Below are 12,734 nucleotides of genomic sequence, written 5' to 3'. Positions count from 1 at the left end.
TATTTTATTATACTCAAACAAACCAGCTAAGACAACAACTGATTCTATAATTTTTTCTTGCTGTCAGACTGTCTTTTCTGGACAAAGCGGAGTAGAATTACTATAATAGATAAATAAGATTTATCGAAAATTATTTAAATCAGGAATAGGAATTTTATTATGTTTGGGAAATTTGAAAAACGTATGTCCGGTACACAGATGATAGCGCTTGGTTTTCTATTGCTCATCTTTATCGGAACCATACTTCTGATGCTTCCGGTTTCCAGCCGGAATGGTGAATGGACTCCATTTATAACTGCCCTTTTCACCTCAACCAGTGCTACCTGTGTAACCGGTCTGGTTCTGGTTGACACCTTTACCCACTGGAGCATTTTCGGACAGCTTGTTTTATTAGTTCTGATTCAGATTGGTGGTCTTGGTTTTATCACCATTGGTATTACTGTTTCTTTGATATTACGTAAGAAAATCGGGCTGAAACAGCGTGGTCTTATTAAAGAAAGTTTAAACACCCTTGAAATCGGCGGTGTCGTGCGGCTTGTCCGCCGTGTCATCGGAGGCACGTTTCTTTTTGAAATGTCGGGTGCATTCATTCTGACACTGCGTTTTCTGAAAGACATGGATGTTTTACATGCCATCTATTATGGTATCTTCCATTCTATTTCAGCTTTTTGTAATGCAGGATTCGATTTAATGGGGCGTTACAGTCCATTTTCATCCATTACCAGATTCTACAATGATCCTGTAGTAATTCTTACCATCAGTGCCCTGATCCTGATTGGTGGTATCGGTTTCTTTGTATGGAATGACCTTAGGGAACACGGGCTGCATTGCCGCCACTATGCCCTGCAGACCAAAATGGTTTTAAGTGCTACTGCAGTCTGCCTCTTTGGCGGCACGTTGCTCTTTTATCTTTTTGAGCATAACCGCTTATTTGCCGGTATGAATTTCGGAGAACAGCTTTTGAATTCTTTCTTCTGTACTGTCACCCCACGAACTGCCGGTTTTAACGCTGTTGATAATGGTGCGTTAAGCGAAAGCAGTAAATTTCTTTCTATTGTATTTATGTTTATCGGTGGTGCCCCGGGTTCTACCGCCGGCGGTGTAAAGGTTACAACCATATTTGTTCTATTGTTATCCGTACGTTCCACCTTAACCCGTACTACCGGAACAAATATTTTCGGACGCAGACTGGAAGAATCTGTTATCACCAAATCAGTCGTCGTCCTTATGTTCCAGTTGACGCTGGCACTCAGCGCCACACTGGCAATTACTGCTATTTCCGGTTATCCAATCATTGATGTGGCTTTTGAAGCATTTTCAGCTCTTGACACTGTCGGAATGTCAACCGGTATTACAAGCAGCCTTAGTACCAGCTGTCATATCATTCTAATTCTGTTAATGTATTTAGGACGACTGGGAAGCCTTTCCTTTGCCTTATCATTTACGGATAAGAAAAGGATTGCGCATGTGATGCAGCCGGTAGAAAAAATCAATGTCGGTTAATATCAAATATCTTGATTATACTAGGAGGATTCTATGAAATCATTTTTAATTATTGGACTGGGCCGATTTGGCACTCACCTTTGCAAAGACTTATCAAAACTGGATAATGAGATTATGGTTGTGGACGAGAATGAAGCCGTAATGGAAGATGTTCTCTCTTTTGTCACCAGTGCAAAAATTGGCGACTGCACCAATGAAAAAGTACTTGCCACTTTAGGTGTTGGCAATTTTGACGTCTGCTTTGTCTGTATCGGAAGTAATTTCCAGAGCAGCTTAGAGATTACAAGCCTGCTTAAGGAAATGGGTGCCAGATATGTCGTCAGCAAAGCAAACCGTGATATTCATGCCAAATTTCTGCTGCGGAACGGTGCTGACGAAGTTATCTACCCTGACCGGGATATCGCAGAAAAAATTGCAGTCCGTTTCTCTGCCGACCAGGTCTTTGACTACTTTGAATTAGGCGGTGGCTTCTCCATTTATGAGATTCCGCCATTACCGGAATGGATTGGAAAGAGTATTAAGGATCTAAATTTCCGTGCCTGCTATCATGCCAATATCATCGGTATTAAAACAGATGGTGTCATGAGCCTGCTGCCGGATGCCAATTATATTTTTAAAGACACGGACCATCTGATGGTATTAGGCCACAGAAATGACATCGATAAAATTTTAAAGAAACTGTAAAACTACAGAAAACATGCTTTGTAAGTCCAGCGTTTTCCCGCTGCCCGCATAAGCATCGAAAGAAGAGGTATCCGATGCCCGAATCATCAGATACCTCTTCTTTCTCATATTCTGCTGCAATATTGTTCCTAAGGCTGCTCTGCCTCACTGATTTCTAAATATGCTTTTACAACCTGTACCAGCTTCTCATAGCTTAAGGATGTAGTGTCCAGACAGAAATCGTAATTTCTGGCATCATTCCACTCCCTGCCGGTATAGTATTTGTAATAGTCTGCACGATATTTATCAATCGTGTCTATCTTCTTTTCAATATCCTTCTTAGTCCCGCCATTCTGCTGCATGACACGTTCAATGCAGTCCTTACGCGGTGCGTAGAAAAACAGACTCTTTACATAATCACAATCTTTTAAAACATAATCCGCACAACGTCCGATAATAATGCAGGACTCTTCTTTGGCTACCTCACGGATAATTTTCGCCTGATAGTTAAAGAGATTGTCGTTGGATACAAACTCATCACTATCCGGTGGAAGCACTTCCCCATGATATGCTTTCTTCGCAATACGAAAGAGTGGCATCTTACGCAGTTTCTCATCTGCCTCTCCAAACAATGCCTCATTGATTCCGCTTTCATCGGAAGCCATTCTTATTAACTCACGGTCATAGCAATGAATTCCAAGTTCTTCTGCCAGCTTCTTACCCAGCGTTCTTCCGCCGCTTCCATAACTTCTTGCAATGGTTATTACCGTATGTTTCATATTTAACACCTACTCTCCTAAATATGCCTTTTTAATAGACTCATTATTCATAAGCTCTTTGGCATCACCGCTCAATACAATTTTACCTGTTTCCAGTACATATGCACGGTCTGCAATCGATAATGCTTTCTTTGCATTCTGTTCTACCAGAAGAACCGTTGTACCGGATGCAGATATTTCTTTGATAATGTTAAAAATCTCTTCTACAAAGATTGGAGACAATCCCATGGACGGCTCATCCATAAGGATGATCCTCGGCCTACTCATCAATGCCCGGCCCATGGCAAGCATCTGCTGTTCACCACCACTTAAGGTTCCCGCCAGCTGATTCTTACGTTCCTTTAATCTTGGAAAACTCTTGTATACACGCTCTAAAGACTCTGCAATTTCCTGCTTATCTTTTCTGGTATATGCACCCAGCTTTAAGTTCTCATATACAGAAAGCTCTGCAAATACACGTCTTCCTTCCGGAACATGTGCCATTCCCATGGATACAATCTTGTGTCCCGGAACCTTGGTGATATCTGTTCCTTCAAAAAGAATACTTCCCTTTTTGGCACTGAGCATTCCGGTGATTGTCTGCAGTGTAGTTGTCTTACCTGCACCATTGGCTCCGATTAATGCAATGACTTCTCCTTCATTGACATCAAAGGAAATCCCTTTAATTGCCTGAATCACGCCATAATATACTTCCAAATCTTTTATTTCAAGCATTGCCATTTTATCATCCCTCCTATTCACCCAGATACGCCTTGATAACCTGTGGATTATTCAATACGTCACTGGTATTCCCGCTTGCCAGTACCTGCCCGAAGTTCAATACAGTCAGTTTCTCACAGATACCGGATACCAGTTTCATATCATGTTCAATCAGAAGAATGGTCATATCAAATTCATCCCTTACAAAGCGGATGGTATCCATTAATTCTTTGGTTTCATTTGGGTTCATGCCGGCTGCCGGCTCATCTAAAAGCAGAAGCTTTGGTTCGGTTGCCAATGCTCTTGCGATTTCCAGTTTACGCTGTTTACCATATGGAAGATTGGATGCCAGATAATCTGCTTCATCCTCAAGACCAAATACCTTTAACAGCTCCATTGCCTTTTCATTCATCTCTGCTTCTACTTTAAAATACTTCGGAAGTCTTAGGATTCCGGTTAAAGTAGAATAGGTATGATGATTATGCAGTCCGACTTTTACATTATCCAGCACGGACTGGTCTTTAAAAAGGCGGATATTCTGAAAGGTTCTTGCAATTCCGGCTTTATTAATATCTATGGTTTTCTTTCCGGTAATATCTTTTCCATCCAGTACAATGCTTCCATCATCCGGTTTGTATACACCGGTAAGCATATTAAATACGGTTGTTTTACCTGCACCGTTCGGTCCAATCAGTCCGTATAACTGACCTTTTTCAATCTGCATTTCAAATCCATCTACCGCCCGGAGTCCACCGAAGGAAATTCCAAGATTCTTTACTTCTAACATTGCCATCTTATTGTACCTCCTTCGTTTTCTTTGCAAATAAATTCTTCAAAGAATGTGTCTGTCTCCAGGTAATTGCTGCCGGTGCCCAGTTAAAGAGCATCATTGCAATCAGAACTACCGCATAAATCAGCATACGGTAATCACGCAGTCCACGCAATACTTCCGGAAGCATGGTCAGTACTACGGCTGCAATAATGGAACCACGGAAGCTTCCTATTCCACCGAGTACGACAAATACCAGAATCATGATGGACATATTGTATCCAAAGTTTGCCGGCTGGGCAATCAGACTGGAAAGGTTATGTGCATAAAGCACTCCGCCTGCTCCTGCAATTGCTGCAGAAATGGTAAATGCCATCAGTTTAAACTTTGTAATATTAATGCCAACAGATTCTGCTGCAATACGGTTATCACGGATTGCCATGATGGCACGGCCGCTTCTGGAATTAACCAGATTAAATACTACAAACAATGCAACCAGAATCAAAATAACACCGATTAAGAAAGTAGACTGTCTTGGTGTTCCGGTGATTCCCTTTGCACCATCGATAATCATTTCTCCGGTTCCCGACATATTAAGAGACTTGCTGTCATTGATTGCAAAATGCAGACCGTTTTCATCTTTGCCTACATAAAGAACATTGATGACATTCTTGATAATCTCTCCAAATGCCAGGGTTACGATTGCAAGGTAATCGCCTCTTAAACGAAGTACCGGAATTCCGATTAAGAATCCAAAGAATGCTGCAACAGCAGTTCCGATTAATAAAGCGATGATAAAACGCAGGGTTGGATTCATAGATGAATTTTCCATGCATCGGGTAAAGAAAGCACTGGAAAAAGCGCCGACACACATAAAGCCTGCATGACCAAGACTTAATTCACCCAGATAGCCTACACAGAGGTTCAATCCGATTGCAACGATAGAATAAGTACAAAGTGGTACCAAAAGTCCCTGCATCAGACTGGACATGCTTCCGGTTGCTACCAGAATCTGTACTACGGCAAAAATGATGATTACCATAGCATATGTAATCAAATTACTCTTTGTTGTCTTCTTCATTGTTTTTAAATTCATTTTACTCATTTCTGCCACCTACACTTTCTCATGGATTGGCTTACCAAGAATACCGGTAGGCTTAACCAATAACACGATAATCAATACGGCAAAAACGATAGCATCGGAAAGCTGTGAAGAAATATAAGCTTTTCCTAAGATTTCGATAATACCAAGAAGAATTCCTCCGATAAATGCTCCCGGAATGGAACCGATTCCACCAAATACAGCTGCAGTAAATGCTTTGATACCAGGCATAGATCCGGTATATGGAGTCAGTGTCGGATATGCTGAACACAATAACACACCTGCAATTGCTGCAAGTCCGGAACCAATTGCGAAAGTAAGTGAAATTGTCCCGTTTACATTTACCCCCATAAGCTGTGCTGCATCCTTATCCTCGGATACTGCCAGCATTGCCTGTCCTGCTTTTGTCTTTTTAATAAAAATCATCAGGCCAATCATGATAACAATACATGCCAGGACTGCCACTACCGTAACACCGGTTATGGTAATTCCGCCAATCTTGATATTCTGCAGTGGAACCACAGAACTAAAGGATTTGGTATCTGCGCCAAATATCAGTAATGCAATATTCTGCAGCAAATAGCTGACACCAATTGCGGTAATCAATACTGCCAGTGGAGATGCCTTACGCAAAGGCTTATATGCCACTTTTTCAATTATCACGCCAAGCACAGTGCAGACTACAACTGCAAGGATTACGCTCAAAAGCGGGTTCATGTTCATGCCGCTCATTGTCATAAATACGACATAGCAGCCAATCATGATAACATCACCATGGGCAAAATTCAGCATCTTAGCAATTCCATACACCATGGTGTAACCCAGTGCAATGATTGCATAGATGCTGCCAAGGCTGATACCGTTGATTAAATACGTTATGAATCTCATAACAACACCTCTTGCTTTCTCTTAGAATATATACCTCTATAATACATAAAAGGGGCTGCCATTGGCAACCCCTCTTTGGCTTATCTGATAAAATACATTACATTCCTACGTATTCACCATTCTGAATTACAACCGCTTTAGGATCTTTGTTTACTTCACCAGTTGCTGACCATGTCATTCCGCTACCTGTTGCACCATCAATGTTGACTTTTGTAATTGCGTCTTTCAATAAATCACAAATATCAGAAGCACTCATATCCGGTGTTGCATTTGCTTCTTCCAATGCTGCTTTGATTGCATAAATTGCATCATAAGCATCAGCTGCAAACTGGTTTGGTGTATCTTTATATTTCTCTTCATATTTAGAAACGAAGTTTGCAGTTTTTTCATCTTTCGAATCTGCTGCAAACGGTGTTAATAACATAAGTCCTTCTGCTAAAGAAGTATCGAAGTTCTTAACACCTAAGATTCCGTCCATACCGTCACATCCGAAGAATGTCGGTGCATATCCCATAGAATCTGCCTGGGTTAAGATAATAGATGCTTCTGTATAGTAGATTGGAAGGAATACCAGATCTGCTTCTGCATCTTTTGCTTTCTGTAACTGTGTAGAAAAATCTGTCTTGGAATCTGCAGTAAATGCTTCTTCTGCAACTACCTCAAAGTTCTGGTTTGCTGCTTCTTCTACAAATTTTGCTTCGATACCTGATGAATAGATATCTGAACTGTTGTAAATAATTGCCACTTTCTTGGCAAGGTTATTCTCACCGATATACTGTGCGGATTTTGTTCCCTGTGCAGGGTCTGTAAAGCATACCTGGAATACATTGTCGTTCTTGATTACATCTGTAGATGATGCAGATGGTGTAATCTGGAACATATTATCTGCTGCAGTTAAATCTGCCACAGATACACAAGGACCTGTTGTAACAGTTCCCATTAATACCTGCATACCCCAGTCTTTTAAGGTGTTGTATGCGTTTGCTGCCTTTTCAGGGTCTCCCTGATCATCCTGGAAATTATATTCAATCTGATGACCGTTAATTCCACCGGCTTCATTAATCTCATCGACAGCAATCTGTGCACCGTTCTGAACGGCTGTTCCGTAAATTGCTGCATCACCGGTAACCGGTCCAATTCCTCCGATATAGAATGCATCTTCATTTTTTGCTTCTTTTGAGCCACAACCTGCAAGGCATCCAACTGCCATCGCTGCGACCAGTATTACACTGACTATTTTTTTCTTCATAATACTTCCTCCTTTAACTCCTAGGTTTCATGTGCCTTATCTTACTACATGAAAATTTGAAAAGCAATACTCATTTTCCCTGCTACTCCTTGATTTTTCTAGGTTTTTCATATGCTTTGCTGCGTTAAAGTGCTAAAGACGCATTGATTTTACTAGGTTGATTTATTTTATTATATAACCGCAGGTTATATATCGCATTCCAAACCGGTATAGTTTAAAACTGCTCATAAATAAACGCCGGTGCTGCAGAATCCTTTGCCAGCATAAAATGCATCCATAGAATCATCAGCAGCAGGTAAAAGAAAATCACTTTACCAAGAAATACTGCCTTCTCATTCTGTCTTATCTTTCCGATAAAATTCATAAATCGCTTCATTTAAATCTACCAGTCCTTTCAATGCTGGATGGGAATTATCCTCAAAGTAATACTCCGTATATTCATTTCCACTTAAATCGGCACACTGCACACCATAATCTTCTGCTATGCATCTTATCTTTTCATAAAATGTGCTCCGCTCTTCTGCCGTCAGCTCCGTATAATCATACCAGTATCCGTTAAAGGGAAGGATTACTACCAAAGGCTCGATTCCCTCCTCCCTGCAAATTGACAGAAAACATTCCAAATCCGAAAATTCCATGGAATCTAAGGTGTACTTCGGATTCTTATGTTTCCCATTGGCAATCAGCGTCTGGTACGTTCCTTTATATACGCTGTCAAACATGCCATAGTCGTTGCCATCCGAAAGCTTATGTCCTTCTGTTTCAGCTTCCTTTCGAAGCTGCTCCCAGGTAGCCTGTGACAGCTTTGCACCACTTTCCCTGTTCCTATGATTGCTGATTCCATCCATCAGTGCCTCTGCCATCACTTTATAATTATTCTTTTCTTCCAACAGTATCTTATGAAAATCTGCTTTTTTCTGCTCCAGCCAGCCTGGTTGTTCTGCTGTATTATCATCCTTCGGCTGATACCATTCCCGGGCTTTTTTTACTCTTTCTGACATGTTTTCATTATCTGCCATGATATTTTGCAGTCTGCCATTGATATAATCTTTGGTTTCCTGACTGATATCCGGATTTTCCAGCAATGCAATATATTCTTCTTCTGAAAAAGCAGCTTCAAACGCCGTGGATTTTACTCCATTTTCTTTAAACCACTGGGGCGAAACGATTAATACTGCCTTCTTATTGGCTGCCTGACTGCCCACCGCGCCCAGCGTAATGGCATGGGTCAGGCTCTGATACCCTGCTTTTCCTACATAAATGGGATCCATATCCGCGCCATCAAAAATCGTATCTCCATGGAATCCACTGCCCTGTCCATGCCGCAGCTCCGAAGAGCCGAATATCAGCACTGCATTTTCATCGGCTGCCATCTTCTTTAATGTACTGCCGCTTTGGGATTTTGCATCACTGACCCAGGTGCCTGCTTTTCCCTCTGCCGAAAAACCTCTGCCGCTGTATAAATGCAGTCCCACTATCGTAAGTGCGCATAACAGCAGCGAAACTGCAAATGCTTTTATCGTTTTCATGCTTACTTCTCCTGTGCTTTCGCTTCTACCAGCGCGATAATTTTCTCCGGTGTATCCATATCCTCTCTTGTTACTTCCGATGGTGAAATTACAACACCAAGGTTATCCTCAAGTTCCACCAGAAGTTCTACAAAGCTTAAGGAATCCAGTAAATCCTCTTCAAAAAGATTCATCGTAAGGTCTTCCCGGATGCTGTCATCCTCACATACTTTTTCAATAATATCCAAAATCTTTTCTTTCATCTTATAATCTCCTTTTTCTCTTTCTATTTTTCTTTGCAAACGATTCTGCATCTAAAATTTTTCTTCTATATATAAGTTGGGATAACCTAAATTGTAATAAAATGTCCTGAGAAAATCAGGAAACCAAACATCACCAGATTTAATGTGATTCCCCATGATGCCAGTGCATACCAGGTTTTCTTCTTATATTTCTTATAGAACTTCGACTTCTTCTGATAGATTTCCGTAACTGCCAGCAATATGCCATGATAGAGTCCGTACAAAATATAATGCACCGTCAGACCATGCCACACACCCATCACCAGCATATTGATAAGAAAGCCTGCTGCCGCACCGTTTAATCTGCTTTTAAACCATTTTTTGTGCATGGATAACATCATAAATCTGGAAAATACAAAATCCCGAAACCACTCGGACAGGGAAATATGCCACCTTGCCCAAAATTCTTTCATATCCCGGCTGATAAACGGTTTCTTAAAGTTATCCGGTACGCAGATGCCAAGCATATAGCCGGTTCCCACTGCCATCAGACTGTATCCCGCAAAATCAAAAAACATATAAAAACCATAGCTGTATGCATAACAAACCATATTCCCTGCTGTCCGGTTCATGAACTGATTCATAATCTGATAGAAGAAATCCGCAAATACGAATTTATATGCTGCTCCTAAAACAAGCTTCTGTAAACCAATTCCAAACCGCTCAAGATATTCTCTTCTTCCCGGCACATTATGATAATCCTCCAAGAATCTTCTGCTCCGGTCAATGGGTCCGCAGCTAAAGGTTGGAAAGAAGATTAAAAATGCTGAAAAATCAAGGATTTTCACCTCTTCTATGGTGCCATCATAAAGTTCAATGATAATCTGCACCACCCGGAACGTAAGGTAAGAAATTCCGGTAAACTGAAAAAGATTCATCTCCTTTAACCATGGAAGGTCACATAGTTTACATAATGCAAGTGGCAGGATGGAAAGCAGCACAAAACTGCGATAAAATGCTGCCTTTCTTCCATATTTCTTTCTTATGTATTCATATCCTCTGACCAGCATCCATTCAATCAGAAAGTATCCTGCGAAATACGCAAGCGCCGTCAGATTTCCGCCTAACACGCAGACAACCATTACACCGGATACGATAAGGTTATACCAGTGCAGGCTCCTTTCCATACAGCCAAGAATCAATGCGAAAAGCAATAACAGAATCAATGTGCCAAAGAATGGTGCTCCGCTGTAAAAACTCATTCTGCCAGACCTCCAAGATATTTTCGGTCTGCCTTGCCATGGTTATTCATTGGCATGGTTTCGATATATTTTATTTTCTTTGGGATCATATAAACCGGAAGGAATTCCTTCAAACCGTTTTTTACCTGTCTTGAAATCTCAGATGCTTTCTTTCCTGCCATCTGTGCTCCTGTCACAAATGCCGTCAGGCTCTTTACCTTTCCTTCTTCCAGATTCGGCACTACGACTGCATGGTCAATCTGAGGAAGTCTTACCATGTTATTCTCAATATCTTCAATTTCAATGCGGTATCCATGCAGCTTCACCTGCAAATCGATTCTTCCATTATAATAAAGCTGCCCGCCTTTTAAATATCCGGCATCTCCGGTCTTATAACCCCGGTAAGCTTTTCCATCACGGATACAATGGAAAAATGCCTTCTTTGTCAAATCTGCTCTCATATAATAACCACAGCTTACCGTATCTCCGATAATAACAATCTCGCCCTGTTCTCCTTCCGGCAACACTTTTCCGGCTTTATCCCAGATTTCGATATAAGTTCCTGGCTTTTCATGGCCTACCGGAAGGGATTTGCCCCGGGCAATGGTCTCCTGCAATAACTTCTCTGTTATAGTCACATCCGTGACTGCCACCGTAGATTCTGTCGGACCATAAGTATTGATGATAACTGCCTCCGGGAAACGTTCCTTTAACTTCTCTACTGTAGCTGTAGTAAGCACTTCCCCGCAGAATAAAAAAAGTTTTAAGGCTTTAATCTTTTCCCCACAGAAATTTCGGTCTGCCAGACACATATCTGCAAAAGACGGTGTGGATACCCAGATTTCGATTTCCGACTGTTCTAAGAAGCCCAACATTTCACTGTAGTCACTCTGCATCTTCTTATCCATGGTATAAAGCGTTCCGCCACAGACCAAGGAAGTGTATAAATCCATTACCGATAAATCAAAGGAAAATGGTGCCTGATTCATAAAATGCGCACCGCTCTTTTCTTTCATGGTACTGCCTAACTGAACCGACCAGTCAAGATAGTGGCTGAGGCAGTCTCTTGTAATCTCTACACCCTTTGGCTTTCCGGTGCTTCCGGAAGTAAATATGATATACCATACTTCATCTTTGGTCAGAGGCTGTAGCACATCGGTCTCGTTTGTCTCCTGTTTTACGATTTCTTCTATCTCATCTTTTCCGATTTCTGTTCCAATTTCTGTCTGATAATCACCTTCTACCACAAAGGTCAGTTCCGGTTCTACGCTTAATACGGTCTCATCCACCCGGCTTACTGGAATGCAGATGTCCTGCGGCACATAGCTTCTACCGGCCTTGGCACAGGCAAGGAAGCATACCACCATATACGGGTTCTTATGTCCATATACAATAACCGGCCGCTTACGGTCCTGGCTGTTTTTTGCAATCCATACTGCAAGCCGGTTGGAATATTCTTCTAACTCCTCATAAGTCAATTTTTGTTCTCTGCTTTGCACTGCATATCGCTTCGGATGTGTCAGGGCAGTTTCTCTGATGTTCTTTAAAATATCCATATCATCCCTCTTTTCTTTTTTCTAGGGACAACTATAGCACAATAAAATCACAAGAATATCACAGGTGGGAAATCTTAAAGAACTTTAATCTTTACTTAGATTCTTCTTAAAGGAATCTAAATTTTTTATCAACTTTTGTACACATATTTCTTTTTGGTTAATCTGTCTCAACAAAGTCCTGCTGCTTTATGAAATACTTTCTTCTCTCACTGCGTTATGCTATACTGTGTTTAAAATTTATTCTTGATAAAAAGGAAATAGACAGAAAGAGAGGATTCGATGATGTTAGAATTCAGATATGACACTCAGCTTTTAATTGAAGGGGAAAATCTAAACGAGGATGCAATTAATGATTACTTTACTGAAAATTTCAAAGGAGACTGCCTTCTGGCAGTTGGTGATGAAGAACTGATTAAGATTCATTATCACACCAACGAGCCTTGGAAGGTCTTAGAATACTGCGCAGGTCTTGGTGAAATCTATGACATTGTAGTGGAGGATATGGACCGTCAGGCACGGGGGCTTCAGGGTTAAT

General features: G+C 41.2%; 14 protein-coding genes. 3 read left to right on the top strand and 11 right to left on the bottom strand.

The window, feature by feature from the left end:
* Positions 1–159: 159 nt before the first annotated feature.
* Both LKD41_RS13435 and LKD41_RS13430 read left to right on the top strand, forming a co-directional pair.
* Positions 160–1,503: a TrkH family potassium uptake protein gene (locus LKD41_RS13435; RefSeq protein ID WP_227701445.1), complete on the top strand. Its 1,344-nt coding sequence runs from the start codon at positions 160–162 to the stop codon at positions 1,501–1,503.
* Between the two features lie 33 nt (positions 1,504–1,536).
* A complete protein-coding gene (locus tag LKD41_RS13430) occupies positions 1,537–2,187 on the top strand; it encodes a potassium channel family protein (protein ID WP_022243452.1) in 651 nt (216 codons plus the stop codon).
* Positions 2,188–2,315: 128 nt separating this feature from the next.
* Here the strand turns inward: LKD41_RS13430 and LKD41_RS13425 are convergent, their stop codons facing one another.
* The 11 genes from LKD41_RS13425 to dltA form a co-directional block, all read right to left on the bottom strand.
* Positions 2,316–2,945, bottom strand: a complete 630-nt coding sequence (locus LKD41_RS13425; protein WP_022243454.1) for a cytidylate kinase-like family protein — start codon at positions 2,943–2,945, stop codon at positions 2,316–2,318.
* Positions 2,946–2,954: 9 nt separating this feature from the next.
* The gene (locus LKD41_RS13420; RefSeq protein WP_022243455.1) at positions 2,955–3,665 is read right to left on the bottom strand and encodes an ABC transporter ATP-binding protein; all 711 of its coding nucleotides are present in this window, start codon (positions 3,663–3,665) and stop codon (positions 2,955–2,957) included.
* Between the two features lie 13 nt (positions 3,666–3,678).
* Positions 3,679–4,437, bottom strand: a complete 759-nt coding sequence (locus LKD41_RS13415; protein ID WP_022243456.1) for an ABC transporter ATP-binding protein — start codon at positions 4,435–4,437, stop codon at positions 3,679–3,681.
* Between the two features lies 1 nt (position 4,438).
* A complete protein-coding gene (locus LKD41_RS13410; protein WP_227701444.1) occupies positions 4,439–5,518 on the bottom strand; it encodes a branched-chain amino acid ABC transporter permease in 1,080 nt (359 codons plus the stop codon).
* Between the two features lie 9 nt (positions 5,519–5,527).
* Positions 5,528–6,403, bottom strand: a complete 876-nt coding sequence (locus tag LKD41_RS13405; protein ID WP_022243458.1) for a branched-chain amino acid ABC transporter permease — start codon at positions 6,401–6,403, stop codon at positions 5,528–5,530.
* A gap of 97 nt (positions 6,404–6,500) precedes the next feature.
* Positions 6,501–7,652: an ABC transporter substrate-binding protein gene (locus LKD41_RS13400; protein WP_117698526.1), complete on the bottom strand. Its 1,152-nt coding sequence runs from the start codon at positions 7,650–7,652 to the stop codon at positions 6,501–6,503.
* Positions 7,653–7,866: 214 nt separating this feature from the next.
* Positions 7,867–8,016, bottom strand: a complete 150-nt coding sequence (locus LKD41_RS13395) for a teichoic acid D-Ala incorporation-associated protein DltX (RefSeq protein ID WP_117698525.1) — start codon at positions 8,014–8,016, stop codon at positions 7,867–7,869.
* On the bottom strand, positions 7,985–9,181 hold the full coding sequence (dltD, locus tag LKD41_RS13390; RefSeq protein WP_227701443.1) for a D-alanyl-lipoteichoic acid biosynthesis protein DltD: 1,197 nt from the start codon (positions 9,179–9,181) through the stop codon (positions 7,985–7,987). The genes LKD41_RS13395 and dltD overlap by 32 nt, the downstream gene beginning before the upstream one ends.
* 2 nt (positions 9,182–9,183) lie before the next feature.
* On the bottom strand, positions 9,184–9,423 hold the full coding sequence (gene dltC / locus LKD41_RS13385) for a D-alanine--poly(phosphoribitol) ligase subunit DltC (protein WP_117947585.1): 240 nt from the start codon (positions 9,421–9,423) through the stop codon (positions 9,184–9,186).
* A gap of 86 nt (positions 9,424–9,509) precedes the next feature.
* The gene (dltB, locus tag LKD41_RS13380; protein WP_022243462.1) at positions 9,510–10,664 is read right to left on the bottom strand and encodes a D-alanyl-lipoteichoic acid biosynthesis protein DltB; all 1,155 of its coding nucleotides are present in this window, start codon (positions 10,662–10,664) and stop codon (positions 9,510–9,512) included.
* Positions 10,661–12,199 carry a D-alanine--poly(phosphoribitol) ligase subunit DltA gene (dltA, locus tag LKD41_RS13375; RefSeq protein ID WP_227701442.1) on the bottom strand — a complete coding sequence of 513 codons (1,539 nt, stop codon included), beginning with the start codon at positions 12,197–12,199 and terminating at the stop codon, positions 10,661–10,663. The genes dltB and dltA overlap by 4 nt, the downstream gene beginning before the upstream one ends.
* Positions 12,200–12,481: 282 nt before the next feature.
* Here dltA and LKD41_RS13370 point away from each other — a divergent pair, with 282 nt between their 5' ends.
* Entirely contained in the window at positions 12,482–12,733 is a 252-nt protein-coding gene (locus LKD41_RS13370; protein WP_117698552.1) for a kinase to dihydroxyacetone kinase, read from the top strand.
* The last annotated feature ends 1 nt before the right edge of the window (position 12,734 follow it).

Origin of the sequence: Roseburia sp. CLA-AA-H209 (assembly GCF_020687575.1) — a bacterium.
Classification (GTDB): Bacteria; Bacillota; Clostridia; order Lachnospirales; family Lachnospiraceae; genus Roseburia_C; species Roseburia_C amylophila.
This window is presented reverse-complemented; position numbering and strand designations above follow the sequence as displayed.